We start from the raw sequence: 19,961 nt of genomic DNA on the forward strand, positions 1-19,961 counted from the left end.
AAATCGGGCCTGCTGACAGCTGGCGTCAGCAGTGACCGACGCCGGAGACGCCGATCGGGCGACAGCCACGTTCCCGGCAGACACCTAGCATGCCGGTTCCAGGCGACGCAGGAGCGTGAACGTGCCGGATCAGGGATGGATAAACGGTCAACGGGAGCGTGGCGTCACGCTCGTCGAACAGGTCATGGTGATCGCGATCATCGCGACCCTGGTCGGTGCCGCGATGCCGTCGATGCGGCACCTGCTCGACCGGAACCAGCTGCGGACAGCCCAGGCCGATTTCATCGGCGCCCTGCATCACACCCGCGAAGCGGCCGTGATTGCGCGGCATGCCACGGTGTTCTGCCCCAGCCGCGACGGTCGGCAATGCGCCGATGAAGAGCGCTGGGACCATGGCTGGCTGCTTGCCGCCGATCGCGATCATGACAACCAGCCCGACGGCCAGCCGCTGCATGTCAATGGCAACTACGCCGAACGCCTCACGATCCAGAGTTCGGTCGGCCGACACCACGTACGTTTCCAGGCCGATGGCAGCGCCCGCGGCAGCAACCTTACCTTCGTGTTCTGCCGCCGCGGCACGCCCGAGCAGGCGCTCAACGTCGTCGTGGCCAACTCCGGACGCATCCGCGGTGGCCACGCCAGTGCCGCGCAGGCAGCTGCCTGTGCACAACAGCATTGAGCCCGACGGGTGGCTTGCACGATCCCTCGCGACGATTATCTTGCACCACGCGATTAAGCCGTGACCACGCCGGAAAAATGATTATGGGAACACGCTAAAAATATGCCACGAGATCGTATGGAACGGCGCAATTGCGTTACCATGAGGGCCTCCATTGCCGCGATATATGGACGCCATGTCAAACCATGATCTGGAATCGTTGATTGCTCCGCTGGGGGATGAATTGCCCACCGGTGAAAACCTGGAATACGACCAGGATTTTCTGGCGCTCGACCGCGCCGCCTCGCCCAAGGCCGAACGCGCCATCGGCGACAGCGTCAAGGCCGCCGAGGAGCCGGACTGGGAGAAGGTCGCCAGCATGGCCGAAGCGCTGCTGGGGCGCTCCAAGGATCTGCGCGTTGCCACGCACCTGGCGACCGCCTGGATGCGTACCGATGGCATGCCGGGCTGGGCGTCGGGCCTTGGCCTGATTCGCGCCCTGCTGGAAAACTACTGGGATGGCGTGCACCCGCAACTGGACGCCGAGGACGACAACGATCCGACCGCCCGCGTCAACGCCGTGGTGCCGATCAGCGACACCCAGAGCGTGCTCGGTTATTTCCGCACCACGCCTTTTGTGCAGTCGCCGCGACTGGGGCGTTTTTCATTGCGCGATCTGCAGATTGCCCAAGGCACGCTGAAAATCAGCTCGACTGATAGCGAGTCCGGCGAAGCACCCGGCCTGACCGAGATCGAGGCGTGTTGCCTGGATTGTCCGGAAGAGCAATTGCTGGCCAACGCCACGGCGATTAACGAGGCGCTGGATCAGGCCAAAGCGATCGACGGCATTTTCAGCGAGCAGATCGGTACCGCCGGCCCGGACCTGAAGGCATTGATCGGCGATATCCATGAGCTGAAAAAATTCGTGGAAGCACAGCTTGCCAAGCGCATGCCGCAAGACGAGGCCGCGGGTGAATACGAAGCGGAGGAAGGTGCGCAAGCCGTTGCATCAGGCCACGCAAAGCCCGTGGCCAGCGGCCGCATCGAGAACTCGCAGGACGTCATCAAGCGGCTCGACGAACTGTGCGAGTACTACGCGAAAAACGAGCCGTCCAGCCCGATCCCGCTGTTGCTGGAGCGTGCCAAGCGCCTGGTCGACAAGAGCTTCCTGGACCTGCTGAACGACCTGGCCCCCGGCGGAGTCAGCGAGCTGCAGGTTGTTTCCGGCCGCACCGAATACGAATGAAACACGGCAAGGGCGTCAATGGACGCCCTTGCAGGTGTTCGCGCCGGAGCGGACGAACATCGTGTGGATCGATGGATTCCAGTTCAGCGAAAGCCCGCCGGGCAAACCGGCGGTGATGCTGGCATTGGCGCTTTGCACGATCGGCCCGATCGACGCACTGCTGCCGTCCGCGCGCCGGACCGTGGCGCTCACCGCGTAGCTCAGCGGATCACCGCAGGCGGTGGTATCGATCTGCTGCGAAACGGTACTGCCGTAGGCGCTGATGTCGGGCAAGGTGCCCGCGCCCAGCGGCACGCTTTTCCCTGCACCACCAGGGTCGGCGGCGCACATGGCGGTCAAGCTGTAGTCCACGGAAAGTCGCAACGGTTTCGCGATCTGCACCACGGCAACCGCTTCGGGCTGGGTGACGCAGCCCAGCAGGAAGGTCTTGCGCTTCGGCACGACGTGCAGCACGTAGCTTCCCGGTTCGAGCATCTGGCTGGGTGGCAGTTTCAGTTCGATGCGGGCCGCCGAGACGCCGGTGATCACCGGTTGCACCGCGAGCGGCGCGCCCTGCCCGTCGGTGGCCGTAACTTCGGGATCGGCGCATTGCGCGTCCGACAGGTTCGTGCCGGTCAGGGCAAACGCCAACGGCTTGTCGCCGGGATGCAGGGCGAACAACGGTTTGTGATCCAGCGTCTCGACCGCATCGATCACCGGCTGCGCGTCCTTGGACGCATCCTCGGCGTCGGCCAGCCGCTTGACGCTGGCAGCCAGGGCATCGGCAAGCGCGCGGGCGTCGCCGCCGACGCATCCACCGGAAATGTCGAGATAGGCGCGCGTGCGTTGCGCGGCGGCCTGCGCACGCCGGGCTCTTGCCTGCGCGCGCCCGTCGATGATGTCCACGGGCTTGGTCGCATCGGAACCGCCCAGCGTGGCGCGCAAGTCGCTGGCCATGTGCGCCAGCTGGTCGCTGGTGGCCACAAGTTGCGGATCGGACGACGCATGCGCCTTCGCGGCCAGGTCATGCTGTGCCGCGTCGAGCTGGGCGATCACCGTTTCACCGGTGACCCGCGGCGCCAGTTGGGCACCGGTGGGGGTCGCCAGCGCGCAACCGGCCGCGGCAATCCACCATCGCATCGCACGTGCGCGGGTGGGACGGGCTTTACTCATCATCGCAATCCATCGCATCGGGTGCGCAGCGCTGCTGGTCGGGCGGCAGCAGCAAACCCGACGGCACGATGCCGAAGGCTCGGTAGTTGGCCGAGATCACGCTGGAGTCGATGTACGAGTCGGTGTGCTTGTTGGTGTTCTGCGCGCGGCTGGTCAACGCCGACGTGGGCACGTTGATGCTGCTGCCACCGGTGAGCGGCAGGATGTTGCCCTGCCGGTCCACCGCATAGAAATACGCAGGCGAAATGCCACCCGGCACGATGACCTGCGCGTCGACACCAGTCACATAGATCGGCGCGCCGCCGACACCCATGTGGCCGGTGGACGCCCATACGCCCGCGCCGTTGTACAGCCATGCCTGGTCAGCCTGCAGCAAGTCGCCGTTGACCACCGAAAGGTAGGTTGACGACGTGCCGGCATCCACCGTGTAGCCGCTGCCGTTCACCGACGCCAGGGTCAGGGTCTGTGCATTGGTGAGGCTGAAACCGGCCGGCGCCGAGAAACCACCCAGCGTACCGATGTAGTTGGCCAGCGGGTGCGCGGCATCGCCCAGCATGACCATGCCCGTCGCGCTGCCGGTCAGCGTATCGGCGGTGAGGCTGCCGCTGGCGCCTTCGTTGATGGCACCGGCGGAAACCAGGGTCATCATGCCGCCCTGAACGGCGCCGTCGATCGACAGGTCACCACCGCGGGTGGTGGTGAGCGTGGTGCGCGCGCCACCGTCGATCGGGCCGGCCACGATCAGGGATTGCCCGTTGGTGAAGCTGAAGCCCGCGGCCTTGAATGCTTCCAGCGTGGCCACCCGGTTGCCGCCACCTTCCAGTGTGGTGGCGCCCGTCGAACTGCCGCTCAGCGTGCTGGCGGCAATACCACCTGCCGAGCCCTGATTGATGGCGCCGGCCGAGCTGAGCGTGGTGCGGGTGCCACTGACCAGGCCGTTGATGATGATGTCGCCGTTGGTGGTGATCAGGTTGACGTGGTCACCGCCATCGACCGGGCCGATGACGGTCAGTGTCCGGTCGCTGGCCAGGTCGAAACCATTGGCACTGAAGCTGCCCAGCGCGTCCACATGGTTGACCGGATCGAGCATGGTGCTGCCGACGGAACGGCCGGCCAGCGTGCCTGCCGTGACGATGCCGCTGGCGGTCTGGCTGATGTTGCCGCCCGAAACCAGCGTAACCGTGTCGCCCTGCACCGCCTGGGTCAGGGTCAGGTCGCTGGCGGAACTCAGGCCCACGTCGCCACCGCGCAACGCGGAGTTGACCGACAGTACGCCCGATGACGTCGTCAGATGCAGGCGCCCACCGTTGGCGATCGTCAGCGGGCCGTTGGCCGACAGCGCCTGCGCGTTGGTGAAGTCGAAGCCCGCCGCATCGAAGCTGCCCAGGGTGCCGACACGGTTGGCACCGTTGAGCGCGGTGATGCCGGTCGAACGCCCGGTCAGCGTGGCGGCGGTGATCACTCCCTGGCTGCCTTCGTTGATCGCGCCGGCCGAGTCCAGCGTCATGGCCGTGCCTTTCAGCGCGCCGTTGATCGTGAGATCGCCGCTGGTGGTGGTCAGCGTGGTGCTGGTGCCGCCGTCGACCGTGCCGGCCACGGTCAGTGCCTGGGCATTGCCGAGGTTGAGGTAGGCGGCACTGAAATCGCCCAGCGCGCCGATGCGATTGTTGCCGGTAAGGCTGACGGCCCCGGTGGTGTCGCCATTGAGCCGGCCGGCGACGATGCTGCCCGCGCTGGCCTCGCTGATGGCGCCGGTCACGTCGAGCGTGGTGGTTGCACCGGTGAGCGTGCCGTTGATGATCAGGTTGCCTGTCGTCGCCAGCCCTGCGCTGCTGCCGCCATTCACGGTGCCGGCGACGGTCAGGTCCCGCGCGTTTTTCAGGCTGAACCCGGCGGCGCTGAAGTCACCCAGCGTGTCGATCTGGTTGTTGCCGCCGAGCGCTACCGCACCCCCCGCCGTACCGCGCAACGTAGCCGCCGTGATGACGCCGCCTGCCCCCTGGGTGATGTTGCCGGCAACATTGAAGGCGGTGGTGGTTCCGTTCACGGCACCGTTGATCGCCAGGTTGCCGGCCGTGGTCGCCAGCGACGTGCTGGCACCGCCATTGACCGGGCCGGCGACCGACAGCGACTGACTGTTGGTCAGGCTGAAACCCGCCGCGGTGAAGCTGCCCAGTGTGCCGATCTTGTTGCCCGATCCGTTGAGCGTGGTGCTGCCTGTCGAGCTGCCGGTCAAGGTGGTGGCCGTAAGTGTTCCCGAGGCCGTCTGGCTGATATTGCCGCCCGACTTCAGCGTGACCAGGCCACCACTGACTTCATGTGCCAACGCCAGGTTGCCGGCGGAGTCCAGGCTGACGGCACCGGCGCTCAGCACCGAATTGACCGTCAGGATGCCCGATGTCGTCCTCAGGCTGACACCGCCGTTGGGGCTGGTGATCTGCAGCGGACCGTTGACGGATAGCCCGGCGTCATTGACCAGGCTGAAGTTCGCCGCCTTGAAACTGCCCAGCGTGCCGACGTGGTTGGCAAGGCCCAGGGTCGTGGTGCCCGTCGATTGACCCGTCAAGGTGCCGGCAGTGATGACGCCAGCGCTCTGGCTGATGTTGCCGCCGGCCGCCAGCGACACCGCGGTGGCATTGATGTTGTGGGTCAACGTGAGGCCGTCGGCTGAGGTCAGCGCCACGGCCGACGCCACCAGGTCGTCATTCACGCTCAAGGTCCCGCTGCTCGTCTTCAGGCTGATGCTGCCAGCGCCGGCGCCCGTCGCCAGTGGACCGCTGACGGCCAGATCCTGCGCATTGACGAAGCTGAAGTTGGTCGCGTCGAAATTGTTGAGCGTGTCGACCAGGTTGGCGCCGCCAAGCAAGGTATCGCCTTGCGAGTGGCCAGCCAGCGTATCCGCCTCGATCACACCAGCGGCACCTTCGCCGATGCCACCGGCGGAGCTGAGCGTGACCGCCGTGCCCTTGAGCGTACCGTTGACCGTCAGGTTGCCGGTCGTGGTGGTCAGCGTGGTGCTGCTGCCGCCATCGACTACGCCGTTGACGGCCAGGGCCGCGTCGTTGGTCAGGCTGAATCCATCGGCATCGAAGTTACCCAGCGCCACAACCCGGTTGCCCAGGTTCAACGCGACACTATCCGCGGCATGACCGCTCAACGTGCCTGCCGTGATGACGCCGGCACTCTGGCTGATGCCGCCACCGGAAGAAATCAGCTCGACCGTGCTGCCGTTGATGGCCTTGGCCAGCACGAGGTCGTCGGCTGACTCCAGCGAAATGGCGCCACCGGACAAGTCGCTGCCCAGGCTCAAGGCCCCGGTGGTGGTCTTCAGGCTGATGCTGCCGGTGCCGCCCGTTGTGGTCAGCGGGCCGTTTGCCGCCAGGCCCTGATTGTTGACGAGGGTGAAGTTGGCCGCACTGAAACTGCCGAGCGTGTCGACCAGGTTGGCGCCATCGAGCAAGGTATCGCCCTGCGAAGTGCCTGTCAGCGTGCCCGCCTCGATCACCCCAGTACTGGTGCCGCCTTCGTCGATCGCACCTGCGGACGTAAGCGTGACCGTCGTGCCCTTGAGCCTGCCGCCGACCGTCAGGTTGCCGCTGGTGGTGGTCAGCGCGGCGCTGCTGCCACCATCGACCACGCCGCTGACAGAAAGACCCTGGCTGTTGGTCAGGCTGAATCCGCTGGCGCTGAAATTGCCCAGGCTGGCGATGTGATTGGTGCCATCGAGCAGTGTGCTGCCGGACGAACTGCCCGTCAGTACTGCCGCCGTGAGGTTGCCGGTGAGGCTCTGTCCGATCGCCCCGGCGAGGCTGGTCAGGCTCAAGGTTCCCGTTGCCGTCACCGCTTTACTCAGAGTGATGTCGCCTTGACTGCTGAGCGTTACGTTGGCGCCGCTCAGCACACCGGGTGCAACCAGGGTTCCACCATTCGCCTCCAGTGTCAGGTCGGCCGCGCCGGTGTCGATCGAACCGGTGGGCAACAGCAGCGCGCCGCCGGCGATCAGGCTCACGGTGCCGTCGGTGCCGTTGGTCAGTGTGTCGATCGTCAGGTCGTTGGTGTCGGTGATCGACACCCCGGTGCCGGTGGCTTTGACACTCCCCTGGAAATCATTATTGGCGGCCTCCAGCGTGATCTCGTGCCCATTCATGGCGGTGAAGTCCGACGTTCCCACCACCGTAAATGCGCCCGTACCGCTCTGCATGATGTCGCCGGCCTGGGTAGTCACCGACAATCCACCGCTACCGATGTTCAGCGTATTCGCACTGAAGCTGCCTGCGGTAACGGTGAGGCTGGTCAAGGCCGTCGTATTGCCAACGACTCCGCCCAGTGTGACCAGGCCTGTCGTCCCCGCATCCAGGGTCAGGCCGGAGGCACCGTCCAGCGCGCCGTCGAAAGTGATCGCCGCGCCTGTCGTCGCACCGCCGCCTGTCGTGTAGATGCCGGTAACGGGTGAGCCCAGGGCCACCGAACCGGACAAGGTGATCGCACCGCCCGTCGTGGTGAGGTTGCCGGCCAGGGTCGTTTGACCGCTGCCCTCGAGACTGAAGGCACCGCTTCCCAGCGTGGACGTGCCAAGGGTCAACGCGTGGGTACCGTTGTCCAGCGTCACGTCGTGGTTGCCGCTGTTGTTGAGGCTCACCGCGCCGGTGAAGGTGTTGGCGCTGTCCAGCTGAAGCACGCCGGCACCGGCGTTGAATTGCGCCGCACCCGCACCCGCCGCCTGGGTAATCGTGCTGCCGGTCGCCTGCGTGATGCCGGTACCCGACACTGTCAGCGTGCCGCTGCCCACCTGCACATCGCCCAGCTCCAGCGCATTGCTGCCGTTGTTGAGCGCGACGGCGTTCGCGCCGCTGTTGGTGAGGCTCACTGCACCGGTGAAGTGATTGTTCGTGTTGGCCAGCGTGATGGCATGTGCGCCTGCGTCGAAACTCGACGCGCCGGTGACCGTGAATGCACCGCCCTGTGTGATGTCACTGGCCTGGGTCGCTACCGACAGTCCGCCGGTACCGATGTTCAGCGTGTTCGCGCTGAAGCTGCCCGCGGTGACGTCGAGGCCAGTCAAGGTTGTTGCGGCACCGACTGCTCCGCCCAACGTGACCGCACCTCCCGTACCGGCATTCAGGGTAAGGGTCGAAGCGCCATCCACCGCGCCGTTGAACGTGATCGCCGCGCCCGTCGTCACGCTGCCACCACCGGTTGTATCGACACCGGTGCTGGCTGCACCCAGCGTCACCGGTCCCGACAAGATGATCGCGCCACCGCTGGTGCTGAGGTTGCCGGCCAGGGTTGTCTGGCCGGTGCCCGTCAGGTTGAAAGTGCCGCTGCCCAGCGTGGACGTACCCAGCGCCAACGCGTTGGCCCCGTTATTCAGCGTGACGTTGTTGGCGCCGCTGTTGTTGAGGCTCACCGCACCCGTGAAGGTATTGGCGTTGTCCAGTTGGAGCACGCCGGCATCGGCGTTGAATTGTGCCGCACCCGCGCTCGCCGCCTGGGTGATCGTGCTGCCAACCGCTTGCGTGATGCCCACACCCAATACTGTCAGCGCACCACTGCCGATCTGCACGTCGCCCAGCACCAGCGCGTTGCTGCCATTGTCCAGCGTGACGTCGTTGGCGCCGCTGTTCTTGAGGCTCACCGCACCGGTGAGCGTGTTGGCGTTGTCCAGTTGGAGCACGCCGGCACCGGCATTGAATTGCGCCGCACCTGCACTCGCTTCCTGGGTGATCGTGCTGCCGGTCGCTTGCGTGATGCCGACACCCGACACCGTCAATGCGCCGCTACCCACCTGCACATCACCCAGCTCCAGCGCATTGGCGCCGTTGTTGAGCGTGACGTCGTTCGCATCGCTGTTGGCGAGGCTCACTGCACCGGTAAAGTGATTGTTCGTGTTGGCCAGCGCGATGGCATGCGCGCCCGCGTCGAAACTCGAAGCGCCGGTGACCGTGAATGCACCGCCTTGCGTGATGTCACCGGCGCGGGTGGTAACCGCCAACCCACCGGTACCGATGTTCAACGTGTTCGCGCTGAAGCTGCCCGCGGTGACGTCGAGGCCAGTCAAGGTTGTTGCGGCACCGACTGCTCCGCCCAACGTGACCGTACCTCCCGTACCGGCATTCAAGGTAAGGGTCGAAGCGCCATTCACCGCGCCGTTGAACGTGATCGCCGCGCCCGCCGCCACGCTGCCACCATCGGTTGTATCGACACCGGTGCTCGCTGCACCCAGCGTTATCGGTCCCGACAAGGCGATCGCGCCACCGCTGGTGCTGAGGTTGCCGGCCAGAGTGGTCTGACCGGTCCCCGTCAGGTTGAAAGTGCCGCTGCCCAGCGTTGATGTACCCAAGGTCAGCGCGTTGGCGCCATTGTTCAGCGTGACGTTGTTGGCACCGCTGTTTTTCAGGCTGACCGCACCAGTGAAGGTATTGGCGTTGGCCAGCTGAAGTGCACCAACACCGGCGTCGAACTGCGCCGCACCCGCACTCGCCGCCTGGGTGATTGTGCTGCCGACCGCTTGCGTGATGCCGGTACCCGACACCGTCAACGTACCACTGCCCACCTGCACGTCGCCGAGCACCAGCGCATTGCTGCCGTTGTTGAGCGTGACGTCATTCGCCCCACTGTTGGTGAGGCCCACCGCACCGGTGAAGGTGTTGGCCTTGTCCAGCTGAAGCACGCCGGCACCGGCGTTGAATTGCGCCGCACCCGCGCCCGCCACCTGGGTGATCGTGCTGCCGGCCGCTTGCGTGATGCCGACACCCGACACTGTCAGCGTGCCGCTGCCCACCTGCACATCGCCTAGCTCCAGCGCATTGGCGCCGTTGTTGAGCGTGACGTCATTCGCACCGCTGTTGGTGAGGCCCACCGCACCGGTGAAGGTATTGGCCTTGTCCAGCTGAAGCACGCCGGCACCGGCGTTGAATTGCGCCGCACCCGCACCTGCCGCCTGGGTGATCGTGCTCCCGGTCGCTTGCGTGATGCCCACGCCCGTCACCGTCAGCGCGCCGCTACCCACCTGCACATCGCCCAGCACCAGCGCATTGGCACCGTTGTTGAGCGTGACGTCATTCGCACCGCTGTTGGTGAGGCCCACCGCACCGGTGAAGGTGTTGGCCTTGTCCAGTTGAAGCACGCCGGCACCGGCGTCGAATTGTGCCGCACCCGCGCCCGCCGCCTGGGTGATCGTGCTGCCGGTCGCTTGCGTGATGCCGACACCCGTCACCGTCAATGCGCCGCTGCCCACCTGCACATCACCCAGCACCAGCGCATTGGTGCCGTTGTCGAGCGTGACATTGTTGGCGCCGCTGTTTTTGAGGCTCACTGCACCGGTGAAGGCATTGGCGTTGCCCAGCTGAAGCACGCCGGCACCGGCGTTGAATTGCGCCGCACCGGCACTCGCCGCCTGGGTGATCGTGCTCCCGGTCGCTTGCGTGATGCCCACGCCCGACACCGTCAGCGTGCCACTGCCCACATGCACATCACCCAGCACCAGCGCATCGGCGCCGTTGTTGAGCGTGACGGCGTTCGCGTCGCTGTTGGCCAGGCTCACCGCACCGGTGAAGGTGTTGGCCTTGTCCAGTTGAAGCACGCCCGCACCGGCGTTGAATTGCACCGCACCGGCACTTGCCGCCTGGGTGATCGTGCTCCCGGTCGCTTGCGTGATGCCCACGCCCGACACCGTCAGCGTGCCACTACCCACCTGCACATCACCCAGCACCAGCGCATTGCCGCCGTTGTTGAGCGTGACGGCGTTCGCGTCGCTGTTGGTGAGGCTCACCGCGCCCGTGAAGTGATTGCTGGTGTTGTCCAGCGTGATGGCGTGCGCGCCCGCGTCGAAACTCGATGTGCCGCTGACGAGCAACGCATCGCCTGCACCACTCAACTGGGTGATGCCACCGGCGGTCACGGTCAGGCTTCCCGCCTCGATCTTGCCGAGTTGCGTGCCGCCAGCCGAGTTCAACGTGACGTTACCGCCAGTGGCGGTGATGCTGCCCGCGGTCTGCTTGATGGCACCGTCCACGCCGTTTGCGGTCAGCGTCACCGTGGCGCCAGTCACAGCGCCACCCAGCGACAGATCGCCGGCATCGGTGGTCAGACTTACGCCACCTGTACCGGCGTCGAGCGTGCCGTCAAGGATCAGCGTAGAGCCCGGGCCAGTGGCACTTCCCGTGATGGAAATGTCCCCACCATTGCTCGACAGGCTGCTGCCGGCTTCCTGCGTGATGACGCCGCCGGAACTCAGCGTGATATTGCCCGGCACCACCGGCGTGCCGGTCGCATCGCCTGCAACGACGTTGCCCGCGATGGTGAGCGCCGTGTTGTTCGCCAGCAAAAGGCTGGCCGCGCTGAAGTCGTCCAGCTTTGCGATGACGTTGGTGGACCGGTTGAGCGTGGCATCGCCCGTGGTACTGCCGGTGAGCGTAGCCGCCGTGATTACGCCGTCGGTTTGCGTGATCCCGCCGCCCGTGGCCTCCAGCGTTACCGTGTCACCGGTGATGTCCTCCACCGACAGGCCGCCAGCCGTGCTGGTCAAGGTCACATCGCCGGTGGTGTCCGAATTGCTGGCGTCGAGCGTGCCGCTCAAGGCCACCGCACTGCCGGTGAGGGAAATGTCGCCGCCGTTGCTCGAGATGCTGCTGCCGGCGTCCTGCGTGATGATGCCGCCGGAACTCAGCGTGATGCTGCCGCCGGTGGGCAGAACGACCGGCGGTCCGACGGGATCGCCCGCGTCGCCTGCCACGATGTTGCCCGCAATGGTGAGCGCCGTGCTGTTGGTCAGCGAGAGGCTGGCCGCGCTGAAATCACCCAGCGTGCCAATTTGGTTGGCTTCGCCGAGTGTCGTCGCCCCGGTCGAGCTGCCGGTCAGCGTGCCGGCGGTGATGACACCACTGGTCTGGCCGATTGCGCCGCTCGAATCCAGCGTGACCGTGCCGGCGCCGGCATCGAGTGCGCCATCGAGCGTGAACGCGCCGCCGTTGACGGCCAGGTCGCCGCCGTTGGTGATGAAACTGGAACCGCCTTCAAAAACGACACCACTCGTTCCGGTCAGAACGCCGCCGAGCGTATGCGTGCCGCCGGTTCCTCCGGTGGACTCAATGGTCGCGCCGGTCTTGAATGTCAGCGTGCCGGCTGCATCCAGCGTCAATGTGCGGTCGTTTTCACCGTTGTAGGTGAAACCGTTGACGACGGTGATGTTGCCGTCGGTCGTCTTGATGTTGACGTCGCTGCTGCCCAGCTGGGCGACGATGGTGCCCGTGTTGATGGTGGATGCGGCGGTCGCATCCCCTGGCGTGAAAACGCCACTGGCGTCGAAGCCGTCCAGGGTCGCCGGGTTGGCATTCGGATCATCACTGATAGTGATGTCATTCGGGTCCAGTAGCAGCGTGCCCCATGCCCCGTGCGGCGCGCGCAGGTCGGCGGAGCCGTCGAAAGCCAGGTAGCCGCGGCTGGAAACTTCGGCCATGCCGCCGTTGCCGCCGGCCGCGCCGCCGCGTGCGCTGATGTTGCCCTTGAAGCCGGTCGCGGTGTTCGACCACAGCACCACTGAACCACCATCGCCCGACTGCAAGGCGTCGGCGTTCAATCGCGCGTCCGGGCCGACATAGGTCACTGCCGCGGCCTGCAATCCTTCGCCGCCCTGGTAGCCGCCGCCCACGCGGATGCTGCCGCCGCCATGGCTGCCGGAGGCATCGACATTGCCGGTGACGCTGACGTTCTGGTCCGACAGCAACTGCACGCTGCCGCCTTGTGCGCCGGTGACGTTGATGGCGCCGCTGTTCTCGGTGTTGCCACCGGCCGCCACCAGCCGCACCACGCCGCCCTGGGTGCTGATGCCGCCGGCATCGATGACGCCGCTGTTGTTGACCAGGTTGGTGAACAGGTCTTTCGCGGCAGACGCCTGCAATACCACGGTGCCGCTGTCGGCCTTCAGCGTGCCCTTGTTGGTTACCGCCGCCTGGTTGTTGTCCAGTCGCTGTTTCAGCTCGCCGGTGACCTGGATGTTGATCAGGCCATTGCCGTCGAAATCGAGCACGGCGCGATCGGCGCCGTCGAGGTTGATGCGGCCGTAGTTGGCCAGGATCACGCCATCGTTGGCGACGCTGCCACCGACCAGGCTCACCGAACCGCCGCTGGCGGCCTTGATCAGGCCGTGATTGACGATGCCGGCATTGGCGCCGTGCGCGTCGAGGTTGTAGCGGCTGGCGAGAAAGTCCTTGGGCGTGAGGTCGAGCGTGCTGGCCATCAGGCCGCCCACGTTCATCTGCGCGCTGGCGCCGAAGATGATGCCGTGGGTGTTGATCAGGAACACCTGGCCGTTGGAACTGATGTGGCCGAAGATCTGGCTGGGGTTCTGGTCCAGGATGCGGTTCAGCGCCACCGCATTGAACGACGGCTGGTTGAACTTCACCGAGGCATCCTTGCCCACGTTGAAGGTCTGCCAGTCCAGCGCCAGCTTGGCCGAGTTCTGGTTGATGACGGTGTTGGCGCCGTTCTGCGTGATGCTGCCGACACCGCCCACCACGGTGCCGCCGGTGGGCCCGGTGGTGGCGCCGACGGCGGCGGCCATCGCTTCACCGCCAAACACGAACGGGCTGACCAGCAGCAGCGACAGGCTTACCGGCAACAGTTTTCGCCGCAGCCGGCCGGCATGCGGCGGCAGGGTGGCGGCGTGTGCGCCGCGGGTCTTCGCGTCGATAGTGTTGTTCATGGTGTCACCCGTCAAAACGTGAAGCCGAAGCGCGAATAGATGTGGTAGCCGTTGTCGTCGGATGCGCGCTGCCGACTCGTCGGTACGGAACCGTCGAGGTGGAACTCGAACTGATGGAACTGGGGCAAGCGGAAAATCAGCCCCGCGCCGATACCGTTGAGGGTGACCGAGCGGGTTTTGTTGCGACGATTGGCGCCGGCCGGGTAGCCCTTGCCGTAATCGACGAAGGCCTCGAACTCCAGCAGCTCGCGCCACGGCCGGCCGTAGAACGGCGACACCTTGTCACCGAAGCCGGGCGCATCGACGTGGTATTCCAGCGAGCTGTAATAGCCCCGATCAGCCAGGCCCTCGGAAATCGGATAGGCGCGCACGCTGTCGGGGCCACCCAGGCCAAACTGCTCCAGCGGCACCAGCGCGTCGTTGGTGAACTGGCCAGCCAGCTTGAAATACAGCCGTTGCCGGTCGGTAAGAAACTGCAGGCGCGTATAGGAGAGCTTGGCGCTGAGAAAGCTGCGGGCGTGATCCGGGCTGACCAGATCCGGCTGGCGCGAGCGATCCTTCACCGACTTGCGCACGGCCAGCTGCAGCAGGTCGATGCCGTGGAAACGCTGGTCGGTGTGGTTCATGCCGAAGCCGAGCTCGGCCACGTCGAAGCGCTGGTCGGACAACGTCGTGCCGACCGTGCTGAGCTTGGACTGCTCCTTGATGTAACGCAGCGTGCCCTGCAGTTTCAGCGCGTCGGTATTGACGAAGGCCCAGTCCGCGCCGCCGAAATACAGCGAGCTGGGGCCTTTCACGCCCAACGCGGTAAAGGTGCCGGTGTTGATCTGCATCGCGCTGCGGGTGGCGCCGATCACGGCGCTGAGGCCCGGCACCACCACGGTGGGCGCGCGATAGACCAGCGAGCCGTAGACGTTGTTGCGCGGGTTGAAGGCGTAGTCGACGTTGGCGGCCAGGCTGTCGCCGATGCCCAGCGGGCTCAACCAGGTGGCGCCCAGTTGCGCGCGGTAACGACCGGTCAATTCGTTGCCGTAATTGTTGACGCCGGTGGTGAAGGTGAACGGCCGTTTCGCCTCGCGCGCCACCATCACCAGGTCGGTTTCGCCGGTCTTCGAGCCGGGCTGGAAGGTGGAGGTCACCGACACGCCGGGCAAGTCGCGGTCGTAAAGCAGGGCGGTGTCGACGGCGCTCTTGCGCAACGGCTTGCCGCGCAGTTTCTCCGCCGGCGCGGCGATCACGCCGGGGCGATAGCGCTTGGTGCCCTTGACGATGATCTTGCCGATGGTGCCTTCCAGCACCTTGATCTCGATGAGCTTGTCGTCGCCCACGGTCTGCGCAGGCAGGAACGCCGTGGCCACGATGAAGCCGGCGTTGCGGTAGCGCGCGGTGATCTTGTCGGCCACCTCCTGCAGCTGGGTGAAATCCAGTTGGGCCGGCGTTGTCGCGTCGCCGCCCAGCGCCTTGAACTGGGCATCGGCCAGCGCCTGGATCGAGGCCGGGGTGATGTCGTTGTCCGGGTGATTGCCGACGCCCTGCACGCGGAAGCCGCGTACGGCGATCTGTTGCGACACGGCCGCGTCGGTTTCGCGGTCGCGCACCGGCGGCACCACGTTGTCCGCCGGCGCAGCGGGGGTGGCGGGAGTGGTTTGCGCCACCGCGGCCGGCGCGTGCGGGCGGAACGCCATCAGCTGGGTGGCCAGATAGGCACGGGCGTCGGGATGGCCGGCCTGCTGCAGCGCTGCGGTCACCTTGTCGGCAACCGCTTGCCATTGCGCGGGGCTGAGCGTGGTGGCGCCGCCGGCGGCGGCCACGGCGTTGTTGTATTCGGTATCGATGGCCTGCTGCGCGGCGGCCGCCGCGACGGCGTCGCCCGGGGCGATGCCGCTGATCAGGATCTGCGGTGCGGCCATGTCCGGGGTTGCCGCGCTCGCGCCACTCTCCGGCGCGGCGGCCGGCGGCGGCGCCGTCTCCTGCGCCAACACCGTACCGCTCAAGGCCAGCGCCAACGCCCCTGCCAGGCAAGCAATCCGCACGACATTCCCCTTGCAATCGTTGATCGTGGCAGCCTGACGACCAGAAACTGCCATGCCCTCGTGGTACATCCGGGCCGTTTTCTGCTAATGCGTCAAATGGCGGAAAATTTGATCAACCGTCGTTGTGGCGCTGCAGCACCGACCCGCACTACGTCATTTGCCGTGCAACAACCCGTACAGCAGCAGCGCACAGACCACCGCCACCACTACCAGGCCGATCAGGTATTTCCGGGTCTGGCCCGAGCGCGCCGGAAACAGCATGTTCAACGCCTCGCCCGGGGCGGTGGTATCCGCCGCCTGCCGCCGGGCGCTGGCCGGTGGCGGCGTGATGGCATTGCGCGCGGTGACCCCGTTGCTGTCGCACAGGGCGCCGAGCACGCGGCGGCGGCGCGCACGGTAGTCCTCACGGGTGATCCGCCCCAGCCGGTGCGCCTCGTCGAGCGCATGCAGATCCTGGTTGGCTTTTCGTTCCTGCTCGGTCATTTCAATTCCCTGACAATCCGGAAACCCACGTCTTTCGCCGCCGCACCGCTGTCCTGGCGATGGCTGGCCACGGTGCAATCGGACCAGTAACTGGTGTAGCTGCCGCCGCGCACCATGGCGCTGCCGCCGCTGCTCACCCATTCCCACACATTGCCGGTCAGGTTGACCAGGCCCCACGGGTTGGGCTCACGCCCGCGGGCCGAGATCGGTCCGCCGGAGCCATCACCACCGATGACGCCGGGCGGTACGCAGTTGCTGTCGGGTGCCTGTTTCCAGCCCGAACCCGCCTGCGCCGCATGCATCCACTCGGCATCGGTGGGCAAGCGATAAACGTAGCCGCTGGCACTGCCCAGCCAGGCGGCATAAGCGCGCGCCTGGGCCAGCGTGATGTTGCTGACCGGCAGCACGCCGCTCTCGCGGTCGGCCACCGTGATGGCCGTGCACTTGCCGGTAGCCGCGCAGAAACGGTTGAACTCGTTGACGGTGATCTCGGTACGCGAAATCGCATAAGGCTTGCCGCCGCCCACACCGCTGACCACCACCAGGCTGGGGCCGCGCTTGCCGGCGATCGGGTCGAAGCAACTGCGACCCTGCCCCACCAGCGCCGGTTGACCGCAGGGGTCGGCGCTGGCCGGCGCCGACCCCGGCGCCGCGGTCGCTTGACCGGGCGCTGCCGGCTTGGCCGTGGCGACCGCCGGCCTGGTGCCATTCCGCGTCGGGGCGACGGGCGTCGCGGCGGTCGGTGCCGGCGTGGGTGCCGCGGCCACGGCGGGGCCAGGCGTGGCGATGGGCGACGGTGCGCTGGCACCGGTCTTCAAGGCATCGAGCGCGCGCGACAGGCTGCCCTCGGGCAACTGGCCGCGCAGTTTCATGTCGGATTCCAGCTGCGCGAGACCGTCGGCATCGACGCGACGCAGCTCTGCCAGCTGGCCGCTGAGGCGCTGGTAGTCGGCCGCGGCGACGGCCTTGCCGCGCGCCTTGATCACACCGGACGCCAACGCGTAGCCGGTGCCGGCATGGCGCAGATCGGCGCGATCGCCCAACGCCTGCGTGGCCTGCGCCAGCACCGATGCGGTGGTGGTATCACGCCCCTTGCGGAACGCCTCGCGCGCCTTGCCGAGGTAGGCATTCGCCACGAGTTGCGGGCCGTCGTGCTTGAGGAAGGCATTGTCCGGCTGCAGGGCCTGGACCCGCGCCAGCGACTCCTGCGCCTTGGCCGTGTCCCCGGCCGCCGCCGCGCGCTTCAGCGATTCGATGCGCGAGGTGACCTCGGCCGCCACGCTTTCCTGATCCAGTTGCGCCTGCTGTTGATGCAGCAGTGCATCGATGCGATCGCGCTGCGCCAGCAGTGATTTGGAATCCGGCGCATAACGCAGGCCGAACGCCACCAGTTCGCCGGCCCGGGCCAGGTGCAACGGGTCCGACTGACCGCCGGTTTCGGTCGCGATGGCGTCCGCCAGTGCGGTGACCAGACGCGTGGTTTCGGCGGCGCTGTCGCCCTTCAGCGTGAGCATCGCGTCCGCCACGGCGGCCTGCCACTTGCCATCCATGGTCGGCTTGGCCAGCAGATCGGTCAGCGCCTGGCGGGCCTGCGGTACGGTTTGCGCGACATGGCTGGTCGTCGGTGCAGCGGCTGCGATGGCGGTCTGGTTCAGGCTGGCCAGTTGCGCTTCACGTCGCTGCAATCGCACCGAGGCGGGAAACAACTGGCTGGCCAGTTTCAGCCGCGCGCCGGCTTCGTCGAGCCGACCGCCCGCCAGCGACTGGCCGATGGCGCTGTCGTACTTCAACTCCAGCTCGCCGTTCTTCAGCAGGCTGCTGTCGGGATCGATGGCGCGGATCTGCTTCAGCGTGGCCACTGCGCTGTCGGTCTGGTCCTCGAAGATCGCGCCCTTGTCGATGCGCTGGGTCAGCTGCGTGTCGAGCGTGTTCAGCAGGGCGTTTTTCTGTTCCTCGATCGCATTGCGCTTCAGGTCGAGCGCGGGCGAATACAGCTTGAGCTTGTCGCGCAACGCGAACACGTGCAGCGCGCGGGCGTAGGCATAACGGCCCTGGTCGGGGTTCCAGTACGCATCGACGCGGCTCAGCAGGAAGTTCTGGATCGCGTCGCCCTGGTCGGCCACGATGCGCAGGCGGTCATCATCGCCGAGGCGGTCGAACGCCGTGAGCGCCTGGTCCTCGTTGAGGTAATGCCGCGGGTCGGTCACGGTGAAACCGGCGATCACGCCGCGCACCTGCTGCTCGTGCAGGTAGCGCCCGAAACCCCAGCCGCCGGCAGCCAGCAACACGGCCGCCGCGCCGCCGTAGGCCAGGTACGGCCCCAGCCGTTCGCGCCAACCCACCTCGCGCAAGCCTTCGATGAGGTCGCTGGCGCTCTTCAGCCGCTGCTCGCCGTGGAACGCGATGGCGTCGCAAAGCGTCTTGTACTGGCGCCGGCTGAGCCCCGGTACCGGCGGCGGCTTGCGGCCTTCCTTCAGCGCCACCTCGGCGCTGACCTTGTCGAACGGATGCTTGCCGGTGAGCAGCTCGAACACCACGCAGCCCAACGCGTAGATGTCGTCGGTGGGCGCGGGCTCGGCGCCGCGGATCATTTCCAGGCTGGCGTAGGCCGGGGTCAGCGCGCCCAGGGTGCCGGCGTCGAACACGGTCTGCTCGCCCACCGCGTCGCCCATATGCTTGCCGGCGCGGGCGATGCCGAAGTCGAACACCTTGGGCACGCCGTCACGGGTGACCATGACGTTGCCGGGCTTGAAATCCGAGTGCACCACGCCGGCGGCGTGCGCGCGCTTCAGCGCCCACGCCATGCCTTCGATCAGCGGGCGCACCTCGGCCAGCGGCAGGCCGTTGTAGGCGCGCTCGCGGATCAGCGTTTTCAGGTCGCTGCCGTCGATGTACTCCATCGTCATGAAGACGATGGTGCGATCCTTGTCGAAGTCGTAGACGCGCACGATGTTGTCGTGCGCCAGCGATTGCGAGCGGCGCGATTCGCGCTGCAGCGAGATCAGCGAATCGGGATGGCGGCGGAACTCGTCGTTCAACACCTTCACCGCCACGTACGGGTCGCGGTCGCGCGCCTCGACCTTGCGTTCGTCGCGCGCCAGGAACACCACGCCCATGCCGCCGCGGCCGATCTCGCGCTCCAGGTGGAAGCGGCCCTTCAGGAGCATGCCCACAGTGGCGTAGTCGCCGCCTTCGGCATCGGCCACGCGCTGCCAGGTGTCGGCGTTGAAGGTGCTGTTGGAATGCGTGCCGGTGCCGGTACGGCCTTGCGTGCCGGTCGACTGGTTGTCCTCCGGCGGCGTCCACGAAGCCGGCTTCACCACGGTGGCATCGTCATGCGGTGGCGTGGCGGTGGGCCGCGAGGCGGGTTGCACCACGGTGGCATCGTCGGCCACGGGGCGGCTCTGCGAGGCGGGCTTGATCACCGTGGCGTCGTCGTTGGCCTCGATCTCGGCGGCCGTCGGCGGCGCCTGCAGCTTGACCAGCTTGGCTACCAGCGCGCGGGCGATGTCCGCTTCCAGCGTGCCCTCCGCTTCCATCGTTTCGACCAGTGCGATCTCGGCGCGGTGGTCGTCCTCCGCCTGGGGCCCACGCGCCGCCACGGCGTTGAACAATGCCAGCAGTTTCAGCGTGCCGGCCTGGTAGGCGGCGATCAGTTCAGCAAGGGAATTCATGGATACGTCTTCG

General features: G+C 66.7%; 7 protein-coding genes. 2 read left to right on the forward strand and 5 right to left on the reverse strand.

What is annotated here, in order from left to right:
- Positions 1-121 precede the first annotated feature (121 nt).
- Together ASD68_RS15815 and tssA are read left to right on the forward strand one after the other, a co-directional pair.
- A complete protein-coding gene (locus tag ASD68_RS15815; protein ID WP_235578769.1) occupies positions 122-679 on the forward strand; it encodes a GspH/FimT family pseudopilin in 558 nt (185 codons plus the stop codon).
- A 166-nt stretch (positions 680-845) separates the two neighbouring features.
- The gene (gene tssA / locus ASD68_RS15820) at positions 846-1,904 is read left to right on the forward strand and encodes a type VI secretion system protein TssA (RefSeq protein WP_056608488.1); all 1,059 of its coding nucleotides are present in this window, start codon (positions 846-848) and stop codon (positions 1,902-1,904) included.
- Positions 1,905-1,919: 15 nt separating this feature from the next.
- On the opposite strand, the gene ASD68_RS15825 is transcribed toward tssA, so the two are convergent.
- From ASD68_RS15825 to ASD68_RS15845, 5 genes are all read right to left on the reverse strand, one after another.
- Positions 1,920-3,056, reverse strand: coding sequence for a hypothetical protein (locus ASD68_RS15825; RefSeq protein ID WP_156458440.1), 1,137 nt, complete (start codon positions 3,054-3,056; stop codon positions 1,920-1,922).
- Positions 3,049-13,758, reverse strand: a complete 10,710-nt coding sequence (locus ASD68_RS15830) for a filamentous hemagglutinin N-terminal domain-containing protein (RefSeq protein WP_056608495.1) — start codon at positions 13,756-13,758, stop codon at positions 3,049-3,051. Before ASD68_RS15830 ends, ASD68_RS15825 begins: the two co-directional genes overlap by 8 nt.
- An 11-nt stretch (positions 13,759-13,769) precedes the next feature.
- A complete protein-coding gene (locus ASD68_RS15835) occupies positions 13,770-15,791 on the reverse strand; it encodes a ShlB/FhaC/HecB family hemolysin secretion/activation protein (protein ID WP_235578770.1) in 2,022 nt (673 codons plus the stop codon).
- A 153-nt stretch (positions 15,792-15,944) separates the two neighbouring features.
- Positions 15,945-16,274: a hypothetical protein gene (locus ASD68_RS15840; protein ID WP_056085496.1), complete on the reverse strand. Its 330-nt coding sequence runs from the start codon at positions 16,272-16,274 to the stop codon at positions 15,945-15,947.
- Complete coding sequence (locus ASD68_RS15845; RefSeq protein ID WP_082546104.1) at positions 16,271-19,948, reverse strand: bifunctional serine/threonine-protein kinase/formylglycine-generating enzyme family protein; 3,678 nt, start codon at positions 19,946-19,948, stop codon at positions 16,271-16,273. Before ASD68_RS15845 ends, ASD68_RS15840 begins: the two co-directional genes overlap by 4 nt.
- Between the last annotated feature and the right edge of the window lie 13 nt (positions 19,949-19,961).

It is taken from the genome of Rhodanobacter sp. Root627, assembly GCF_001427835.1.
Lineage (GTDB): Bacteria > Pseudomonadota > Gammaproteobacteria > Xanthomonadales > Rhodanobacteraceae > Rhodanobacter > Rhodanobacter ginsenosidimutans.

Excerpts from the sequence above, each read along its gene's own strand:
- ASD68_RS15830 (WP_056608495.1), bottom strand. The coding sequence starts at position 13,758 with ATGAACAACACTATCGACGCGAAGACCCGCGGCGCACACGCCGCCACC.
- tssA (WP_056608488.1), top strand. The coding sequence starts at position 846 with ATGGACGCCATGTCAAACCATGATCTGGAATCGTTGATTGCTCCGCTG.
- ASD68_RS15840 (WP_056085496.1), bottom strand. The coding sequence starts at position 16,274 with ATGACCGAGCAGGAACGAAAAGCCAACCAGGATCTGCATGCGCTCGAC.
- ASD68_RS15825 (WP_156458440.1), bottom strand. The coding sequence starts at position 3,056 with ATGAGTAAAGCCCGTCCCACCCGCGCACGTGCGATGCGATGGTGGATT.
- ASD68_RS15845 (WP_082546104.1), bottom strand. The coding sequence starts at position 19,948 with ATGAATTCCCTTGCTGAACTGATCGCCGCCTACCAGGCCGGCACGCTG.